The sequence below is a fragment of the Amycolatopsis sp. CA-128772 genome (assembly GCF_002904295.1).
Lineage (GTDB): Bacteria > Actinomycetota > Actinomycetes > Mycobacteriales > Pseudonocardiaceae > Amycolatopsis.
Genome location: NZ_PPHG01000066.1, coordinates 117,623 through 137,088, shown reverse-complemented (window position 1 = coordinate 137,088; position 19,466 = coordinate 117,623). Strand labels below are relative to the sequence as shown.

The window sequence follows — 19,466 nt, the reverse complement described above, 5'->3', positions numbered from 1 at the left end:
TCGCGCCGTCTACTCCCCCGGCTGGACGCTCGCCTCGAAGTAGTCGGCCAGCGTGCCGGGCGTGGTCGCCGCCGCCTGGTCGTTGGTGTTCAGCTGGTAGATGAACCCGGCCAGCGGCCGGTCCGCCACCGTGAACACCAGCACCGCCGACGTCTTGCCCGCGGCCGACGAGTAGTGCCCCTTGAGCCCGTTGCCGCCCCAGTCGGCCTCGGTGCGGTCACCGCCCGCCGAGGTGAGCAGGCCGTCGGTGTACTGCTTGAGCGTGTCGGCGTTGTCGCCGTGGACGTAGGTCACCTGGGTGCCCGCCCGGCCCGGCGCGGAGCAGGTCGACGAGGCCCCCAGGCGCTGCGCCGGCGCCGCCGGGCCGTTGCCCATGCCAGGTTTGCAGTCGCCGGTGTCGGCGATCTTCCCGGCGAGCTGGCGCAGGCAGCCGGTGAAGCCCTTGTCGTCCGTCTGCCCCGGCGTCCTGCACTGGTCCGCGGTGTAGGTCGCCACCGAAGACGACGAGGTGAGGAACAACGTCAGGCCCACCGCCAGCGCCACGACGACCGCGGCCGCGATCCCGATCAGCAGCTTCTTCCTGCCGCCGGATTTCGGCTCGGCCCGCTCCGGCGCGGGCGAGTACGCGGGGAAGTTCGACGGCATCGGCTGCGGGCCGCTGGGCGGGAAGTTCGACGGCGCGTAACCGGGGTACTGCGGCGGCGGAGGGGCCGGCGGCGAGTACTGCGGCCGGTGCTGCGGCGGCGCCCCCGCGGCCACCGCCCCTTCGACGTTTTGCGTCCGCACGGAGAGACCGTCGCGGGCCACATGCTGGGCACCGAGCGCGACCGCCGTCTCCGGCTGGTCGAGGCTGCCCGGCACGACGCCGAGCTTCTCCGCGATCATGGTGCCGACCAGCGGCAGCCGGCTCGACCCGCCGACGAGGTAGATGCCGGCCAGCCGGTCCGGAGCCAGCCCGGACGAGCGCAGCGTCCGCGACAGCAGCTCGACGCTGCGCAGCATCGCCGGGCGCACCAGGCCCTCCAGCTCACTGCGGGTGACCAGGACATCCTTGAACGGCTCGGGCATCGGCACCTCGGTCTGCGGGTGCCGCGACAGCGCCTCCTTGGCCGCCTTGACGTCCTCCTGCAGCGCGCGCCGGGTGCGCCGGTCGGCGGTCGACTCCGGGCGCAGCAGCCGCTGCCAGCGCTGCGGGTCGGAGTGCGAGACCTCGCGCCCGACGTGCACCATCAGCGCCTGGTCGACGTCGAGACCGCCGAGGTCGGGCAGGCCGTCCTCGGCGAGCACGGTGAACCCGTTCTGGGTGGCGCCGACGACGGCGACGTCGAAGGTGCCCGCGCCGAGGTCGTAGACCGCGAGCGCCTGGCCCGGGGCGAGCGCCTTGCCGGGGAACGAGGCGAAGTGCGCCGCCGCGGCGACCGGCTCGGGCACCAGCAGGATGTTCGGGCCCATCCCGGCGAGCCGGGCGGCGGACATCAGCACGGTGCGGCGGGTGTGGCCCCACTGCGCGGGGTGGGTCAGCCGGACCTCGTCGGGCTGGTCGCCGCCGAGCTGGCGGGACGTCTCTTCGAGCACCCGGCGCAGGATGGCGGCGAGCGCCTCGGTCACCGGGACGACGTCGGTGCCGAGCAGCAGGGTCTGCTCGTCGATGCGGCGCTTGGGGTTCGGTTCGAAGCGCGTCGGGTCGAGGCGGGCGCGGCGCTCGGCGTCGCGGCCGACCATGATCGTGCCCTCTTCGGTGGCGAACACCGCCGACGGCATGTTGGCCGAGCCGTCCACCTCGACGACCCGGGGCGGCATCCCGTGCGCCGAAAGCACGGCGACGGTGTTGGACGTCCCGAGGTCAACGGACAGGATCCGCACAGCACTCCCCTTCGCGAAACACGCCTTGACGGCGCTCGCGGTGATGCTGCCATGCGCACGGTCACCGTGCGTGCGGACCCGCGAAAGTCACTGCACCTTGACGCGGACGGTGATCAAGGTGCACGATAGTTGCACAGTTCGGTCAACTCGGCTGAGCAGACTGTGCAAGAAGGGAAGGTCCGATGCCGAAGTTGCTCGTCCTCGGCGACGACCTGACCGGCAGCAACGCGACCGGAGCGCTGTACGCGCGCTTCGGGCTGCGCGCGGTCTCCGTCAATGCACCCCTGGCACCGGACGCGCCCTGCTTGCGCGCGGAAAGCGGGATCGACGCGCTGGTGGTCAACCTGGGTACCCGGCACGCTTCGCCACCACACGCCGCGCAGGCGGTGCGGGCGGCGATCGAAGTCGTCGGGCCCGTCGACCTCACGGTGAAACGTGTGGACACGACGCTGCGCGGCAACGTCGGCGCCGAAACCGAAGCCGTCCTGGCGTCGGCGCCCGGAGCCCGGGCGCTGGTGGTGCCCGCGTTCCCGGACGCGGGCCGGGTCACCCTCGGCGGCCTGCACCTCGTCGACGGCGTGCCGCTGGCCGAAAGCCCGGCGGCCCGCGATCCCCTGGCCCCGGTGAGGTCCTCGCGAGTCCGCACGCTCCTGCACCCCACCCGCCGGGAGATCGCCGAACTGCCGCTGGACGTCGTCGAGGAGGGCATGGACGCGGTCGAAGCGGCCCTGCGGCGACCGGCCGCGATCGTCGTCTGCGACGCCACTACGAACCGGCACCTCACCACCGTCGCCCGCGCCGCGGCCCGGCTCGCGGCCGAGGGCACGCGGTGGATCTCGGTGGACTCCGGCCCGTTCGGCGTCCGGCTGGCCGCGGCCCTGGGCCTCGCGCCCGGGCACGGCACCGTCCCGCCGGTGCTCGCGGTGGTCGGCAGCATCACCGGGCAGACCCACGACCAGCTGCTGGAAACCGAGCTGGTGCTGGACGCGCGGTACGTCGACGTCGACCCGCAGCGGCCCGATCCGGCCGCGGCCGCCGCCGCGGCGGGCGAACTCCTGGCCGCCGGGCACCGTGTGGTGGGCATGCGGACCCGCGCACCCGCGCCCGGCACGCCGGTCGATCCGGCGGTGGCGGCCCGGCTCCCGCCTGCCCTCGGGGAGGCGGCCCGGCTGGTGCTCGGCACGCACCGGATCGGTGGGCTGTACGCCACCGGCGGCGACATCGCCGTCGGGGTCACGAGGGCGCTGGGGGCCGAAGGCTTCGAGATCGACGCCGAAGTACTGCCCCTGGCGGTCGCCGGCCGGCTGTCCGGCGGCCCGCACACCGGGTTGCCCTTCGCCACCAAGGGCGGGCTGATCGGCGGCCGTGACGCCGCGGTGGCCTGCCTGGAACACCTGAACCACGTCCTCGCCACCGGAAGGAAGAACCCGTGAGCGACCTCCCCGTCCTCGCCGTCACGCTCGGCGACCCCGTCGGCATCGGCCCGGAGATCACCCTCAAGACCCTCGCCGAGCCCGAGGCCCTGCAGATGGCGCACGGAGTGGCGGTGGGTGACGCGATCGTGCTGGAGCGCCTGGTCCGCCACCTCGGCCTGCACCTGGAGATCAACCCGATCGCCACGGTCGCCGACGCGCGCTTCACCACCGGCGTGATCGACGTGCTCAACCTCGGGGTGGTCACCGAAGACCTGCCGTGGGGCGAGGTGAACGCGACCGCGGGCGCCGCCGCGGTCGGGGCGATCGAGGTCGCCACCCGGCTCGCGCTGGCCGGCGAGGTCGACGCGGTCGTGACCGCGCCGATCAACAAGGAGGCCATCTGGGCGGCGGGCTCGCAGCACCTCGGGCACACCGAAATGCTCGGCGAGCTGACCGGGTCGACCCGGTTCAACACGATGTTCTGGGTGTCCGGGCTGAAGATCTTCTTCGCCACCCGGCACCTGTCCCTGCGCGAAGCGATCAACCAGATCACGCGGGAGAACATCGAGCACGCGATCCGCGAGGCGTACACCGCGCTGGAGGTCTTCGGCACCGAAAAACCGAGGCTGGCCGTGGCGGCGCTGAACCCGCACGGCGGGGAGAACGGCAAGTTCGGCGACGAGGAGATCATCGCGATCGCCCCGGCGGTCGCCGCCGCACGGGTGGCCGGGCTGGACGTGGTCGGCCCGATCCCCGCGGATTCCGTTTTCCACCAAGGGATCCAGGGCCGGTTCGACGGCGTGCTCTCGCTCTACCACGACCAGGGGCACATCGCGTCGAAGACGTACGACTTCGACGGCACGGTGTCGGTGACGGTCGGCCTGCCGATCCTGCGCACCTCGGTCGACCACGGCACGGCGTTCGACATCGCCGGCACCGGCCGGGCGTCGCACGGCACCATGCGGGCCGCGTTCAAGGCCGCGGCCACCCTGGCGCCGTACGCGCGGAAGCTGCCCATGATCTACCCACCGGGTGTCCGGTGATCCCCCGCAAGCGCTGGGCGTACGTCATCCCGGTCGCGGTGGTGATGTACATGCTGGCCTACCTCGACCGCACGAACGTCGCGGTGATCCTGCCCTACATCGGCGACGACTTCCCGCTGTCCGCCAGCGCGAAGGGGCTGGCGAGCGGCATCTTCTTCGTCGGCTACCTCGTGCTGCAGATCCCCGCGGCCGTGCTGGCGGCGAAGTGGAGCGCCCGCAAGACGGTGCTGCTGCTGATGATCGCGTGGGCCTTCGCGGCGGTGCTGTGCGGCCTGGTGCGGAACGAGACCCAGCTGTACCTGGCCCGGCTGCTGCTCGGGCTGTTCGAGGGCGGCGTGTGGCCCGCGGTGCTGATCCTGCTGGCGTCCTGGTTTCCGCAGGCCGAGCGGGCCCGGGCGAACGCGCTGTGGATGACGTGCCTGCCGATTTCGGCGATCCTCATGTCGCCGCTGTCCGGGTTCATGCTCGACCACATGTCCTGGCGCTGGGTGTTCGTCCTGCAGGGGCTGCCGCCGCTGGTGTGGGCGGTCGTCTGGTGGTTCGCGGTGGCCGACCGGCCGGCGCGGGCGCGGTGGATCTCCGCGGCGGAACGCGAACACCTCGAAACCATCTTGAAGGCCGAAGAGGACGCGAAGCCGGCCTTCGCGAAGCAGGGGTACCGGCAGGCGCTGGCCGACCGCCGGGTGCTGCTGCTCGTCGGCGTCTACTTCTTCTGGATCACCGGCTTCTACGGCTTCTCGCTCTGGCTGCCGTCGGTGGTGAAGACGATGACCGGCGGCTCGGCCACCGCCGTCGGCTTCCTCTCGGCCGTGCCGTACGTGCTGGCGCTGGGCGGGATGGTCGCCTGCGCGTACTGGTCCGACCGCACCGGCAACCGGCGGCTCGCGGTCACCGTGCCACTGCTCGTCGCGATCGCCGGGCTCCTGCTGGGCAACCTCGTGCACTGGCCGGCGGCGGTGCAGCTGGTGCTGCTCTGCGTGGTGGCGACCGGCGTCTACATGCCGTACGGGCCGTTCTGGGCCATCCCCGGCCGGGTGCTCGGCATCGAGGTCGTCGCCGTGGCGATGGGCCTGATCAACGCGCTGGGCAACCTCGGCGGGTTCGCCGGGCCGTACCTGGTCGGCTGGCTCACCGACGTCACCGGCACCGCGACCACCGGGTTCGCCGTCCTGGCCGCGTTCCTCGCCGTGGCCGCCGGGCTGGCGTTCTTCGGGCTGAAACCCGCGACTGTGGAAGGGTCGGCGCATGTCCCAGCCGCGACCAGGCACCCGTGACCGGCGCGCGATGCTCCTGGAAGCCGTCCGTGACGGCTCCGGCGGCATCGCGGAGCTGGCCCAGGAGTTCGGCGTCTCCGAGTCGACGATCCGCCGCGACCTCGCCTCGCTCGCCGGTGCGGGCCACGTCGTCCGCACCTACGGCGGCGCGCTCGACACCGAACGCAGTCCCCGCGAAAAGGACCGGGAGCACGCGGCGGCGAAGGACGTCATCGCCCGGGAAGCCGCCGCCCTGGTCCAGGACGGCGAAGTGGTGCTGCTCGACGCCGGCACGACCACCGGCAGGCTCGCCCACCACCTCGCCCACCGCGAGGGGCTGACCGTGGTGACCAACGGCGTGAACGCCATCCGCGAGCTCGCGGGCTTCTCCGGGATCGACCTCATCATCCTCGGCGGCCGGGTGCGGCGCCCCGACGAAGCGATCCTCGGCGAAAGCGTGCTGGCGCAACTGCGGCACATCTCACCCGATCGGGTGTTCCTGGGCGCGGACGGCGTGGTGGCCGGCCGCGGGCTGTGCTGCTCCTCACTGGAGCAGTCCGTGGTCAAGCACGCGCTGCTCCACGCGGGCGGCCAGGCGTACGTGCTGGCCGACCGGTCCAAGCTGGACCAGGCCCCTTTTTCCTACTGGACACCGCTCGACCGCGACCACCGCCTGATCACCGACGAACCGCGGGTCGACGTGACGTTTTCGCAGTTCGCCCAGAGCGTGATCGTCGCCCGGGCGCCGGAAATTGTCGGTGGTGCCGCGCATCATGAATGACGTGGCAACCGACGTGCTCGACCTCTTCTCCCCCGCGACCCGGGACTGGTTCGCGGGGGCCTTCGCCGCGCCCACCGCGGCGCAGGACGGGGCCTGGCGGGCCGCGCACGCGGGCGAGCACGCCCTCGTCGTCGCGCCCACCGGGTCCGGCAAGACCCTGTCCGCGTTCCTCTGGGCGCTGGACCGGCTCTCGGTGGAGCCGCCCCCGGCGGAGGCGACGAAACGCTGCCGGATCCTCTACGTCTCGCCGCTGAAGGCCCTGGCGGTCGACGTCCAGCGGAACCTGCGGGCGCCGCTCGCCGGGATCTCGCAGGCCAGCCGCCGGCTCGGGCTGCCGGTGCCCGCGATCGAGGTCGGCATGCGCACCGGCGACACCACCGCGGCCGAGCGGCGCACGTTCGGCAAGACCCCGCCGGACGTGCTGGTGACCACGCCGGAGTCGCTGTTTCTGATCCTCACCTCGTCGGCGCGGGAGTCGCTGCGCGGGGTCGAGACCGTGATCGTCGACGAGGTGCACGCGGTCGCCGGCGGCAAGCGCGGTGCCCACCTCGCGCTCTCGCTGGAGCGGCTGGACGCGCTGCTGCCGAAGCCGGCGCAGCGGATCGGCCTGTCGGCGACGGTGCGCCCGGTCGACGAGGTGAGCGCGTTCCTGGCCGGCGGCCGTCCGGTGCGCGTCGTCCAGCCGAAGCTGGCGAAGACCATCGAGGTCCGCGTCGAGGTCCCGGTCGAGGACATGAGCAACCTCGACGCGCCGCGCGGCCCGGCGCCAAGCCCGCTCGACGCGCTGGAATCCCTGGAGTCGCTGACCGAGGCGTTCCCGCCCGGGGACATCGCGCCGGGCGGCATCGGCACGCTGGAGGAGGTGGCCGGCAACCCGGTCCAGCGGCCGTCGATCTGGCCGGCGGTCGAAGAACGGGTGCTGAGCCTCATCCGCGACCACCGGTCGACCATCGTCTTCGCCAACTCTCGCCGGCTCACCGAGCGGCTCACGGCCCGGCTCAACGAGCTGGCCGCCGAGCAGACCGAGCTGACTCCGGGCGAGGCGTTCCCGGCGGAGGCGGCCGGCCAGTCCGGGGTGACCACCGGCGCGCCGCCGGTGATCGCCCGGGCCCACCACGGGTCGATGTCGCGGGAGCAGCGCACGCACGTCGAAGAGGCGCTGAAGTCCGGGCAGCTGCCGTGCGTGGTCGCGACGTCCTCGCTGGAGCTGGGCATCGACATGGGCGCGGTCGACCTGGTGGTGCAGATCGAGGCACCGCCGACGGTGGCGTCCGGGCTGCAGCGGGTCGGCCGGGCCGGGCACCAGGTCGGCGCGGTGTCGTCCGGGGTGATGTTCCCCAAGTTCCGCGGTGACCTCGTCTCCTGCGCGGTCGTCGCGGAGCGGATGGCGAGCGGGGCGATCGAGGCGGTGCGCTACCCGCGCAACCCCCTGGACGTCCTGGCGCAGCACGTCGTGGCCATGGTCGCGCTGGAGCCGTGGACGGTGCCGGACCTGGCGTCGCTGGTGCGGCGGGCGGCCCCCTTCGCCGCCATGCCGGACGACGCCCTGCACGCGGTGCTCGACATGCTCGCCGGCCGCTACCCGAGCGAGGAGTTCGGCGAGCTGCGGGCGCGGATCACCTGGGACCGCATCACCGGCGAGCTGCGCGGCCGGCCCGGCGCGCAGCGGCTGGCGGTGACCTCGGGCGGCACCATCCCGGACCGCGGCCTGTTCACCGTCATGACGCCGGGCTCGGACGACAAGGCGGGTTCGCGCGTCGGCGAGTTCGACGAGGAGATGGTGTACGAGTCGCGCGTCGGCGACACCATCCTGCTGGGCACGTCGTCGTGGCGGATCACCGACATCACCCACGACCGGGTCATCGTGGTGCCCGCACCGGGCGAGCCGGCGCGGATGCCGTTCTGGAAGGGCGACGCGCCGGGCCGTCCGCTGGAACTCGGCCGGGCGCTGGGGAAGTTCGTCCGCGAATTGTCCACTTCGGACGACCAGAAGGCGCGCGAGCGCGCCGAGGCGGCGGGGCTGGACGAGCGGGCGCGCGACAACCTCCTCGCCTACCTGGCCGAGCAGAAGGCCGCGACCCGGCACGTGCCGAACGACCGGACGATCCTGCTGGAGCGCTACCGCGACGAGCTGGGCGACTGGCGGATCGTCGTGCACTCGCCGTTCGGCGCGCAGGTGAACGCGCCGTGGGCGCTGGCCATCGCCGCGCGGCTGCGGGAAAACCGCGGGGTGGACGCGCAGGTGGCGCACTCCGACGACGGCATCGTCCTGCGGCTGCCGGACGCGCTGGACGCCGAGGGCGGCGAGGTCACCATCGGCGCGGACGACGTGCTGCTCGATCCCGAGGAGGTCGAGCAGCTGATCGTCGCCGAGGTCGGCGGCTCGGCCGTGTTCGCGGCGCGGTTCCGGGAGTGCGCGGCGCGGTCGCTGCTGCTGCCGCGCCGGGACCCGCGGCGGCGCACCCCGCTGTGGCAGCAGCGGCAGCGCGCGTCGCAGCTGCTTTCGGTCGCGGCGAAGTACGAACGGTTCCCGGTCGTGCTGGAGGCGATGCGGGAGGTCCTGCAGGACGTCTACGACGTCAGCGGCCTGCGCGAGCTGATGGCCGACGTCCGCGCCCGCAAGGTCCGGCTGGTGGAGGTCGAAACGCCGGCCGCATCACCGTTCGCGCGCAGCCTGCTCTTCGGCTACGTCGGGATGTTCCTGTACGAGACCGACGCACCGCTGGCCGAGCGGCGGGCGGCGGCGCTGTCGCTGGATTCGGCGCTGCTGGCCGAGCTGCTGGGCACCGAGGCCATCCGGGAGCTGCTGGATCCCGAGGCCGTCACCGAGGTCGAACGGTCGCTGCAACGGCTCGAGCCCGACCGGCACGCACGCTCGGCGGAAGACGCTGCCGACCTGCTGCGGTTCCTCGGCGATCTGACCGTCGAGGAGGCCGCCGAGCGCGGCATCCAGGAAGCGTGGCTGACCGAGCTGGAGGCGGCGCGCCGGGCCATCCGGGTGCGGATCGGCGGCGCGGAACGGTTCCTGGCCATCGAGGACGCCGGCCGCGTCCGGGACGCACTGGGCACGGCCCTGCCGGTGGGCGTGCCCGAGGCGTTCACCGAACCGGTCGCGGACCCGCTCGGGGACCTGCTGTCGCGCTACGCCCGGGGCCGGGGCCCGTTCGCCGCGGCGGACGCGGCCGCGCGGTTCGGGCTCGGCACCGCGGTCGTCACCGGGGTGCTCGACCGGATGACCGGGGAAGGCCGTCTGGTGCGCGGCGAGCTGAGCCCCATCGGGCACCCGGAGACGCACGGCGCCGGGGTCGAGTACTGCGATTCGGCGGTGCTGCGCCGGCTGCGGCGGACGTCGCTGGCGAAGCTGCGGGCCGAGGTCGAACCGGTCGAGCCGGCGGCGCTGGGCCGGTTCCTGCCCTCGTGGCACGGGTTCGGCGGCCGCGTCCGGGCGGCGCCGACGGCGGACGACGTGCTGTCGGTGGTCGAGCAGCTCGCCGGGGCGCCGCTGCCGGCGAGCGCGGTGGAGTCGCTGATCCTGCCCGGGCGGCTGCCGGGCTACTCCCCCGCGCTGCTGGACGAGCTGACGACGGCGGGCGAGGTCACGTGGGCGGGCTGCGGCGCACTCGCCGGCGGCGACGGCTGGATCGCCCTCGCCCCCACGGACGTGGCCGACCTGCTGCTGCCGGAGATCGTCGAGGACATCCCGACCGGCCCGCTGCACGACGCCATCGTGTCCACTTTGGAGGGTGGCGCGCTGTTCTTCCGCCAGCTGGTGGACCGCGCGACCGTGCTGGTGGACAAGGCCCCGAACGACGCCGAAGTCGTGGCGGCGCTGTGGGACCTGGTCTGGGCCGGCCTCGTCACCGGTGACACGCTGGGCCCGCTCCGGGCGCAGGTCGCCGGGCACGGCGCCCACAAGCCGCGGCGCCAGGCCCCCCGCGGCCGCTACGCCCGGCTGCGGGCGGGGCGGCCCCAGATGCCGTCGCGGTCCGGGCCGCCGACGGTGGCGGGGCGGTGGGCCCTGACCCCGCCGCGCGAAACCGACGCGACCCGCCGGGCCCACGCCCGGACGGAGGCGTTCCTGGAGCGCCACGGCGTCCTGACCCGCGGCGCTCTCGACACCGAGCGCGTCACCGGCGGGTTCTCCGGGATCTACAAGGTGCTGCGCGGCATGGAGGACACCGGCCAGGTGATCCGCGGCTACGTCGTGGAGGGCCTCGGCGCCGCGCAGTTCGCAGCGAAGGGCGCGGTCGACCGACTGCGCGCGCTGTCCGGACCGGGCCGGCCGGCGCCGGGCCGGCCGGTGGTCCTGGCGGCGGCGGACCCGGCCCAACCCTACGGCGCCGCTCTCCCCTGGCCGGCGGCCACGGGCGACACGAAACACCGCCCGGCCCGCAAGGCGGGCGCGCTGGCGGTGCTGGTGGACGGGGTCCCGGCCCTGTACGTCGAGCGAGGAGGCCGGTCACTGCTGAGTTTCACGGAGGAAAGGCAACCCCTGTCGGAGGCGGCCCAGGCCCTGTCGGCCGCGGTCCGCGAGGGCTGGCTGGGCCAGCTGTCGGTCCAACGCGCGGACGGCGAGCAGGCGCTGACCTCGGAGCTGGCGGAAGTGCTGCAGGAGGCCGGCTTCCGGGCCACCCCCTCCGGTCTGCGCCTGCGGGCCTGAGCGCGGAGAGGAGGAGTCCACGCCGGCCGGGCGGTTCGTCCCGCACGAGATGCCGGACCGGTTCGCCGGCTTCGCGAGTCCGGCTCGGCCCTGCCTGCCGCCCCGCCGAAACCCGTCCGTCCCCGGGTTTCCGGTTCGCCCACGCCACCGATCCCCACTGGCCTAAGCTGCCAGTCCGACACGCACGAAGGATGTTCTGCTCATGGCGATGCGCGAACTGCGCTATTTCGGCGACCCGATCCTCAAGTCCGTCTGCGATCCGGTCACCGTGTTCGACGAGAAGCTCGAGGCGCTCGTGCGGGACCTGGTCGACTCGGTGAAACCCGCCGGCCGGGCCGGGCTGGCCGCGCCGCAGATCGGCGTGGGCCTTCGCGTCTTCAGCTACGACGTCGCCGGTCTCACCGGGTACGTCATCAACCCCGAGATCGTCGAGCTGTCCGAGGAAACGCACGAGATCGACGAAGGCTGCCTGTCCGTGCCGGAGCTGTGGTTCCCCACCAAACGCGCGAAGCACGCGAAGGTCCGGGGCGTCGACGTGCGCAACGAGCCGATCGAGGTCGAAGGCGAGGACGTGCTCGCCCAGTGCCTGCAGCACGAAACCGACCACCTCGACGGCGTCCTCTACCTCGACCGGCTGACCGCCGAACGCAAGAAGTCCGCCATGCGTGCGGCGCGGGACAAAGACTGGTTCTGGAAGCGCTGAGCCCGCCTCACGCCGGCAGAAACAACCTCAGCTTCGCGCCGTCCTCCATACGGCGTTCCGTACGCAGACCGGCGCGGGCCGCCGTGCGGGGCAGGACGTCGTCGCCCGCCAGGCAGTCCGCGGACAGCTCCGTGATGCCCTGCGTCTCCGCCAGCACCGCCACCCGCGCCAGCAACGCCGTGCCGATGCCCTGCTGCTGCCAGTCGTCCTCCACCAGCAGGGAGATTTCCGCGCCGCCGGACGTCAGCGGGATCAGCTGCGCCAGGCCGATCACCTCGCGGCCGAAGACGGCCAGCACGCTCGTGCCGCGCGGGGGCACCAGCAGCCGGTGCAGCCAGCGGCGCGGCACCGACCGCACGCCCGTGTGGTAGCGGCGGAACAACGTCGCCATCGAGCAGCGGCGGTGCAGCTCCGACACCGCGTCGGCGTCGCCGGGGACGCCCCTGCGCAGGACGATCGCCGCGCCGTCCGGGCGGTCGAGGACCACCGGGCCGGCGACGTTCCGGGCCGCCGCCGCGAGCAGCGTCACCAGCGCCTCCGCGCGGGTCAGCTCCAGCTGCACGAACGGAGCCCACCGGCGGCGCGCCACCAGGGCGCTGCCTTCGGCCAGCACGAACACCGCGCGGTGCCCGCCCTCGGTACGCGCCGGGTTCGCCTCCAGCGCGGGAACCAGCGTGACGACGTCCGCCGCCAGGACGTCCTTCAGCACATCGGCGAGGCGGGCCGGGTCGTCGACCGCGCGCCGGGCCGCGAGCAGCGTCGACGCCGACGGGTCGACCAGCTCGTGGACGTCGGCGTCGATGATCGCGGTGCATTCGCAGCCCTCGGCGCGGATGGCGTCGGCCAGGTGCCGGCGGGGCAGGCCGGTCGCGGGGCGCAGCACGATCTCGTCGAGCACGCCGCCCGGCACCGGCAGCACGGACAGGCCGAGGATGTTGCACTCGAGGTCGGCGAGCCGGATGGCGATGCGGGCGAGGGTGCCCGGGTGGTCGTGCATCCGGATCCGCACCCGCCACGCCGACGGCGTGTCCGGCTCCTCGGCGACGGCGGCCGTCCGGCCCGGCTGGGGCAACGCTCTGGAGGTCTCCATGCCCCCACGGTCCCCCGGGGTTGTTGCCGCTCCAGGACACCGGTGTTTCGCGCAGGTCAGCGTTCGACGCCGCCCGGCAACCCGGCCGAAACACCGAGCCGGCTCCGCCCGGCGAGCTCCCGGCGCTTCACCCGAGGTCAGCGCGGGGTCAGCACGCAGAACTCGTTGCCCTCCGGATCGGTCAGCACCCGCCACGGCAGCGCGGGGCCGCCCAGGTCGGCGGGCGCCGCACCGGCCGCGACGACCTCCGTCACCGCCGCGGCGTGGCCGGCGTCCGCCGGGGGCGCCACGTCCAGGTGCACGCGGTTCTTGACCCGCTTGACGTCGTCGTTGCGGAGAAACTCCAGCCACGGCCCCCGGCCCGACGGCGAGCGCAGGCTGACCAGGACGTCCCCGTCGCGCCCCTGGACCGGCCAGCCGGTGATCCGCGCCCAGAAGCCGGCGAGCGCCTCGGGGGCGTGGGCGTCGACCACGATCGACGCCACCGCATCCGTGTCCGCGTACCGTTCGCGCGGCTCGAGGACGCAGAACTCGTTGCCTTCCGGATCCGCCAGCACGACCCACGGCACGTCACCCTGCCCGAGGTCGACACGGCTTCCGCCCAGCTCCAGGGCGCGCGCCACCAGCTCGGCCTGATGCGCCGCGGTCGTGCTCGCCAGGTCCAGGTGGACGCGGTTCTTCACCTTCTTGGGTTCCGGCACCGGCACGAACACGAGGTCCAGGTCCCAGCCGTCGCTCGCGGGCGCGCGGACGTCGACCTCGCCGGGCTCCTCGAGCGCGACGCGCCAGCCGAGCAGCGCGGCCCAGAAGTCCGCCAGGACCCTCGGCCGCGCCGCGTCGATCACCAGGTTCACCAGGCGTGTGTTCATGCGCCGCAGGCTAACCGCCACCTCCGACAGTTCCGGTTCGGCTTCCCCACCGGCCGGTTCATCGGGTTGCGAGCCGCAGCAGCGCCCAGAGCTGGGCCGCCTGGTCGTGGACGCCCCGCACGGTCACCGCGGTCAGGGACGCCCGGCCCCAGAGCCACAGGTAGAGCTGCGCGGGTCTGGCCGTGACGACGTCGTCCGCGGACTCGGCCTCCTCGGCCGAGCAGCGCCAGGCGTCCGTGGTCACCGGCCCGGCCCGGGCGATCCAGCTGTGCGCGCCGGCCCGGACGCCGACCGTGCCCGCCTTGGTGCCGGTCAGGCCGAGCATCGGCAGTTTCTGCCCGAACCACAGGGTCAGCGCCTCGTCGATCCCGTCGATCGCGACGTCGTCGGGCACGCCACGGGACTCGACGCCCGCCGCCTGCTCGACGTCCACCCGGTGGATGACCGTTTCGTGCAGCATCCGCCGCCGCCAGAACCCGTAGGTGCGATCCGCCGGCCACCAGGTGTCGGCGCGGTCTTCCGGGTCGTGCGCGGCCAGCTCGTCGAGCAGTTCGGTGAGGCCCGTCTCCAGGAAGTCCCGCAGGCCCTGGCCCGGTTCGGGGTCGCGCGGCCAGTCGTCGGGGCTCCGGCCGTCGGTCAGCCGGCGCCGGACCATCCGGTAGAGGCTCCCGACGTGCCGGGCGACCTCGCCGAGCGACCAGCCCGGGCAGGCGGGCACCGGCGCCTCGACCGGCGCGGCGTGCACTGCTTCGGCCAGCAGCCGGCCTTCGATTCCCAACGCCGTGAGCAACCGCCCCTGGTCGACCGGGCCGTGCTCACGCGACATGGGCTTCCCCGGTGATCGGCAGGCCGTGCACGAGACGGCGGACCAGTTCCAGGAACGGCGTGGCGGCGCCCACCAGTTCGGCGGCCGAGCCGGCGGTGACCTTCCCGGTGATCCCGGCCTGCGCGGCGGCGCGGGTGGCGGAGTTGCTCGCGAAGAAGGCGGACCACTCCCGCAGTTCGGGGGCGACGGAGTCGAGCAGCACCCAGGTGCTGGCGGGCCGCGCGCGCCCCCGGTGCGGCCGCCCCCGCGCGGCGAGCACGGCGGCGGCGCCCCGGAGCGCGGCGAGGTAGGCCCCGATGAAGCGTTCGGCGGGCTGGGTTTCCCGCTCGGCCTCGGCGAGCAGGCGCCGAGCCTGGGCAAGAAGCCCGGCAGCAGCCGGATGCGCGGGCGGCCGAAGCGCCATGGGCAGCGACGACTGATCGGCACCGGGCGGCCGGAGGGAGGCGGACAGCCCGGAGTCGACGGCGGGCGGCTGGGAGTGCTCGCGAGCTGCGGGACGCTGCGGCGGAGCCGGCAGCTCGGACTGGTGCGCGGAGTCCTCGGCTGGGCGGGAGCGTTCCAAAGCCGCGGGACGCTGCGGCGGGACCGGCAGCTCAGGCTGCTGCGCTGAGTCTTCGGACTGCTCCGAAGCCGCCGCAACCGGGGGCAGCTCGCGCTGTCCCGGGTCCGCAGAAACCGCACCCGCCGCGCACACCATCGGAAGCTCCGGCTGCCGCATCTCCGCCGACGGGCGTGGCCGGGAGTCCGCCGCCGGGGTCAGGCACTGGCGGGATCGCCGGGGGGCCTGCGGGCGGGTGGCCTGCGGGCGCAGCGTCATGGGCAGCTCCGGCTGCCCGGGATCCGTGGGGGACACGACCTTGACGGACATGGCGACCCTCCTCCTGCGCGGGGTGAGCCCGATCAAGGGCCCGGTGCCGAGACGCTTCCCCCGTCCCGGTCCCGGGCACCTGACCGGTGCGCGCTCACCAGATGTCGAACGCCTGTTCGAACAATTTCCAGAGTAACCCGGACCGGGTGCTCGCTCAACCCCAGGGGGCCATCCCCGGACGTGGCGCGGGACACCGGGTCGGCGGCGTGATCTCATAGGTTCATGAGTTCGCTGGAGCACCCCGCCGTCGCCAAGGTGGCGGCCGCGCTGGCCGAAGCCGGGCAGCACGGCGCCGCCGAGGGCATCCGTGTCCTGCCCGCCGAGGTCCGGACCGCCGTGCAGGCGGCCGAAGCACTCGGCGTGCCCGTCGGGGCCATCGCCAACAGCCTCATCTTCCGCCTGGGGTCCGACAAAACCGCGCTCCTCGCCCTGACCTCGGGCGCCCACCGCGCCGATCCGGCCACCCTTGCGCGGCTGGCCGGCGGGGAAATCGGCAAGGCCGACGCCGATTTCGTGCGGGCGCACACCGGGCAGCCGATCGGCGGCGTCGCCCCGGTCGGGCACCCCGCGCCGCTGCGCACGCTCGTCGACACCGCGCTGCGCGCCCACGACGTCGTGTGGGCCGCCGCGGGGCACCCGAAGGCCGTCTTCCCGACCACCTTCGCCGACCTCGTGGCCTTGACCGGGGGCACCCCGGGCGCGCTCGGCGGCGCGGAGGAAGATGGACCGCTGTGACCGCGATGCCCGCCGGCTGCTCCCGCTACGTCCAGCTCTCCGCGGACGAATTCCGCACCCACCTGCCCGAAGCGCTGGACATCTACGTCCGGGCGATGCGGTACCCGGCGGGCACCGCCGAGCAGCGCGCGCCGATGTGGCTCACCCACGCGCTGCGTGAGGGCTGGCGCTGCATGGCCGCGTTCGACGCCGACGACGTCCTGCTCGGCCTGGCCTACGGCTACCGCGGCCGCGCCGGGCAGTGGTGGCACGAGCAGGTGCGCCACGGCCTGAGCCGCCGGTCCGGGCCCGCCGAGGCCGACCGCTGGCTGACGGACTACTTCGAGCTGACCGAGATCCACGTCCGGCCGGAGAACCAGGGCCACCAGATCGGCGAGGACCTGCTCCGCGGCCTGCTCGACGGCGTGCCGAGCGCGAACGTGCTGCTGTCGACGCCCGAGGGCACCAGCCGGGCGTGGAAGCTCTACCGCCGCACCGGGTTCGTCGACGTCCTGCGCGACTACCACTTCGCCGGCGACCCGCGCCCGTTCGCGATCCTCGGGCGGGCGCTGCCCCTCGACGCGCGCTGAGCCGAGGGGCAGCGGTCCCCTACCGGGGTTCGGGCCGCCAGTAGCCGACGGCCAGCGCGGCGACCAGCACGGCGGCGCCGCACCAGGCCGTGCCGCTCAGCCGTTCACCCAGCAGCACCGCGGACAGCACCGCCGCCGTCAGCGGCTCGAGCACCGCCGACAGCGCGCCGAGCACCGGGTGCGCGCCGGCCAGGCCACGCAGGTAGGCGGCGTACGCGAGCGCGGTCGGGACGGCGCCGAGGTAGCAGACCACCGCGAGGACGTCCGCGTGCAGCGGGAGGGCCAGGCCGGACCAGCTCGCCACCGGGATGAGCAGCACGCCGCCGGTGAGGCAGCCGAACGCCGTCGTCGACAGCGGTTCGAGGCCTTCGACCGGCTTCGCGGTGAGCAGGGTGAGGGTCGCGAACCCGGCCGCCGCGAGCAGCGCGAAGCCGAGGCCGCTCAGCGAGATCGCTTTGCCCGGCGACCACTGGAGCAGCGCCAGCCCGGCCACCGTCCCGGCCACGGAGACCAGCGTCCAGCGCCGGGGTTTGCGCACCGACGCGAGGGTGACCATGACGGGCGCGGCGCCGATGGTGGTCATGGTGGCGACGCTGACCGAGCTCAGCGCGACAGCGGCGAAGTAGCTGGCTTGGAAGAGGGCGAAGAGGCCGCCGACGGCGAGGATGCGCCGGGCGGCTTCGGGCGTGCGCGGGAGGGTGCCGCGTTTCAAGAAGGCGATCGCGACGGCACCGCCGACGAGCAGCCGGTAGTCGGCGACGGCGAGCGGGCGGAGGCCGGCCAGCTCGCCGAGCAGCGAGCCGGCGAGGCCACCGGTGCCCCAGAGGACACCGGCGAGGACGAGCGCGGCCGAAGAACGGGCGCGCGTGGGCAGAGAAACCAAGGGAAACGCTCCTGCGTCGAAGGAAAAGGGAGTTCGACGACGCGGGGCGGTGCGCAAGACGAATCAGCCGCGGGCCCCGAAGGCCACGCGGCGGAGGACCACCCCGCTCAGGCGCGGGGCGGTGGGGTGACGAAGAGCATTCGGCGCACGAGGGGAACCTATCGGCGGGACGCGAAGGGGGGCCACCGGTTTTCGGTGACCCCGCCCCGGAACCGCTCAGTCCAGGCCGGCCAGCTGCTCCCGCAGCGTGTCCAGTCCCATGCCGCCCAGTTTCAGCGCCTCCGTGTGGAACCGCTTGATGTCGAAACCGGCGCCCGCCCGGGTCTGCGCCTCGGACCTGGCCGCCAGCCACAGGCGCTCGCCGATCTTGTACGCCGGGGCCTGGCCCGGCCAGCCCAGGTAGCGGTCGATCTCGTCGCGGACGTGGGCCTGGTCGGTGATCGTGCGGGTCAGCATGAACTCCAGGCCCAGCTCCGGCGTCCACCTCGAGCCCTCGTGGAAGCCCGTTCCCGCCGGGATCTCCAGCTCCAGGTGCATGCCCAGGTCCACCACGACCCGGGCCGCGCGGAACAGCTGCTCCGACAGCATCCCCAGCAGGTCGCCGTCGTCCGACAGGTAACCCAGTTCCTCCATCAGGCGCTCCGCGTACAGGGCCCAGCCCTCGGCGTGGCCCGACGTGAACGCCATCAGGCGCTGGTACTTGTTCAGCCCCGCCGACTGGTCGACCGCCGTTGCGATCTGGAGGTGGTGGCCGGGTGCTCCTTCGTGGTACACCGTGCTGGTTTCGCGCCAGGTGACGAACTCGTCGCGGCCCGCCGGGAGGGACCACCACATGCGGCCCGGGCGGGCGAAGTCCTCGCTCGGGGCCGTGTAGTACGCGCCCACACCGCCGCCCGGCGGGGCGATCTTGCACTCCAGGGCCATCACCCGGTCGGAAATCTCGAAGTGCTTGCCGCGCAGGAACTTCAGCGCGTCGTCGGACAGGCGCTGCATCCACGCCTCGAACTCCGCGCGCCCCCGGACGCGGTAGCGCGGGTCGGCGTCCAGGACCGCCGCGGCCTCGGCCGGCGAAGCGCCCGGCTTGATCCGGTTCGCCACCGCGCGCATCTCGGCCTCGATCCGGGCGAACTCCGCCCAGCCCCACTCGTAGGCCTCCCGCAGGTCCAGCGCGGCGCCCACGAAGTACCGCGACCACAGCCGGTAGACGTCCTCGCCGACGGCGTCCTTGACCGGGGCCTTCGGCGCCAGCTCGGCCCGCAGGAACCCGGCGAACTCCGCGAACGCCTCCTCCGCGGCCCGGGCGCCGTGCTCGAGGTCGGCTTTCAACGCCGGCGAAGCCGCGCCGCCGACGAGCTCGGTGAAGAAGCCCTTCTCCTCCTTCAGGCCCGCCCACGTCTCACACTGCTCCGCCACCTTCGCGACCTGCCGCAACGCCGCCACGCGCCCCGCGTCGGCCGCCGAGAGCAGGCCGCCGCGGATGTTCGCGAGCGCCTGGGGGACCTCGCCGATGCGGGCCGAGACGACCGACCAGTCCTGCTCGGTGTCCAGGGGCATCAGGTCGAACGCCATCCGCAGTTCCTGCACCGGGCTGGCGATGACGTTGAGGCTCGCCACGTCCAGGCCGGCCTCGTGGATCTCCAGTTCCAGGCCGATGCGCTCGGTGAACACGGCTTTCGCCGCCCGCTCGGCGGTGTCCCGCGGCTCGGTGGCGGCGACGGCGGCGTGCGCCCGCGCGGCGATCCCGGCGCGCTCGGCGAAGCCGTCGGCCGAGTAGTCGGTCAGCTGGTGGTCGTGACCGTTGATGCCGTGGACGGTCGCCGCGACCGGGTCCGCGGCCACGTATTCGTCGACGTAGCGGTCACAGATGTCGTGCACGCCCCGGGGAGCAGTAGAAGCCATGCGCCGCAC

General features: G+C 73.8%; 15 protein-coding genes. 8 read left to right on the top strand and 7 right to left on the bottom strand.

The window, feature by feature from the left end:
* Positions 1–9: 9 nt before the first annotated feature.
* Complete coding sequence (locus C2L59_RS22700; RefSeq protein ID WP_103351527.1) at positions 10–1,863, bottom strand: Hsp70 family protein; 1,854 nt, start codon at positions 1,861–1,863, stop codon at positions 10–12.
* A gap of 182 nt (positions 1,864–2,045) precedes the next feature.
* On the opposite strand from C2L59_RS22700, the gene C2L59_RS22695 reads away from it, so the two are divergent.
* The 6 genes from C2L59_RS22695 (at position 2,046) to def (ending at position 11,718) form a co-directional block, all read left to right on the top strand.
* On the top strand, positions 2,046–3,296 hold the full coding sequence (locus C2L59_RS22695; RefSeq protein ID WP_103351526.1) for a four-carbon acid sugar kinase family protein: 1,251 nt from the start codon (positions 2,046–2,048) through the stop codon (positions 3,294–3,296).
* Positions 3,293–4,321, top strand: coding sequence for a 4-hydroxythreonine-4-phosphate dehydrogenase PdxA (gene pdxA, locus C2L59_RS22690; RefSeq protein ID WP_103351525.1), 1,029 nt, complete (start codon positions 3,293–3,295; stop codon positions 4,319–4,321). Before C2L59_RS22695 ends, pdxA begins: the two co-directional genes overlap by 4 nt.
* Positions 4,318–5,595, top strand: coding sequence for an MFS transporter (locus C2L59_RS22685; RefSeq protein ID WP_103351524.1), 1,278 nt, complete (start codon positions 4,318–4,320; stop codon positions 5,593–5,595). The genes pdxA and C2L59_RS22685 overlap by 4 nt, the downstream gene beginning before the upstream one ends.
* The gene (locus C2L59_RS22680) at positions 5,567–6,355 is read left to right on the top strand and encodes a DeoR/GlpR family DNA-binding transcription regulator (protein ID WP_103351523.1); all 789 of its coding nucleotides are present in this window, start codon (positions 5,567–5,569) and stop codon (positions 6,353–6,355) included. The genes C2L59_RS22685 and C2L59_RS22680 overlap by 29 nt, the downstream gene beginning before the upstream one ends.
* On the top strand, positions 6,348–11,015 hold the full coding sequence (locus C2L59_RS22675) for a DEAD/DEAH box helicase (protein WP_199199202.1): 4,668 nt from the start codon (positions 6,348–6,350) through the stop codon (positions 11,013–11,015). The genes C2L59_RS22680 and C2L59_RS22675 overlap by 8 nt, the downstream gene beginning before the upstream one ends.
* 202 nt (positions 11,016–11,217) lie before the next feature.
* A complete protein-coding gene (gene def, locus C2L59_RS22670; RefSeq protein ID WP_103351521.1) occupies positions 11,218–11,718 on the top strand; it encodes a peptide deformylase in 501 nt (166 codons plus the stop codon).
* A gap of 7 nt (positions 11,719–11,725) precedes the next feature.
* Here the strand turns inward: def and C2L59_RS22665 are convergent, their stop codons facing one another.
* The 4 genes from C2L59_RS22665 to C2L59_RS22650 all read right to left on the bottom strand — a co-directional run bounded on the left by C2L59_RS22665 (position 11,726) and on the right by C2L59_RS22650 (position 15,371).
* Positions 11,726–12,790 carry a GNAT family N-acetyltransferase gene (locus C2L59_RS22665; protein WP_103351520.1) on the bottom strand — a complete coding sequence of 355 codons (1,065 nt, stop codon included), beginning with the start codon at positions 12,788–12,790 and terminating at the stop codon, positions 11,726–11,728.
* A gap of 155 nt (positions 12,791–12,945) precedes the next feature.
* Positions 12,946–13,677 (bottom strand): VOC family protein, encoded by a 732-nt coding sequence (locus C2L59_RS22660; RefSeq protein WP_103351519.1) that lies wholly within the window; start codon positions 13,675–13,677, stop codon positions 12,946–12,948.
* A gap of 58 nt (positions 13,678–13,735) precedes the next feature.
* Positions 13,736–14,503 carry a maleylpyruvate isomerase family mycothiol-dependent enzyme gene (locus tag C2L59_RS22655; protein WP_103351518.1) on the bottom strand — a complete coding sequence of 256 codons (768 nt, stop codon included), beginning with the start codon at positions 14,501–14,503 and terminating at the stop codon, positions 13,736–13,738.
* On the bottom strand, positions 14,493–15,371 hold the full coding sequence (locus tag C2L59_RS22650; protein ID WP_103351517.1) for an SAV_6107 family HEPN domain-containing protein: 879 nt from the start codon (positions 15,369–15,371) through the stop codon (positions 14,493–14,495). Before C2L59_RS22650 ends, C2L59_RS22655 begins: the two co-directional genes overlap by 11 nt.
* Positions 15,372–15,593: 222 nt before the next feature.
* Between C2L59_RS22650 and C2L59_RS22645 the strand changes: the two genes are divergently transcribed.
* Positions 15,594–16,106 carry a YbaK/EbsC family protein gene (locus C2L59_RS22645; RefSeq protein WP_103351516.1) on the top strand — a complete coding sequence of 171 codons (513 nt, stop codon included), beginning with the start codon at positions 15,594–15,596 and terminating at the stop codon, positions 16,104–16,106.
* A complete protein-coding gene (locus C2L59_RS22640) occupies positions 16,103–16,675 on the top strand; it encodes a GNAT family N-acetyltransferase (RefSeq protein ID WP_103351515.1) in 573 nt (190 codons plus the stop codon). The genes C2L59_RS22645 and C2L59_RS22640 overlap by 4 nt, the downstream gene beginning before the upstream one ends.
* Before the next feature lie 19 nt (positions 16,676–16,694).
* Here the strand turns inward: C2L59_RS22640 and C2L59_RS22635 are convergent, their stop codons facing one another.
* Both C2L59_RS22635 and C2L59_RS22630 read right to left on the bottom strand, forming a co-directional pair.
* Positions 16,695–17,558 carry a DMT family transporter gene (locus C2L59_RS22635; protein ID WP_103351514.1) on the bottom strand — a complete coding sequence of 288 codons (864 nt, stop codon included), beginning with the start codon at positions 17,556–17,558 and terminating at the stop codon, positions 16,695–16,697.
* 216 nt (positions 17,559–17,774) lie between these two features.
* A complete protein-coding gene (locus C2L59_RS22630; RefSeq protein ID WP_199199201.1) occupies positions 17,775–19,457 on the bottom strand; it encodes a DUF885 domain-containing protein in 1,683 nt (560 codons plus the stop codon).
* Between the last annotated feature and the right edge of the window lie 9 nt (positions 19,458–19,466).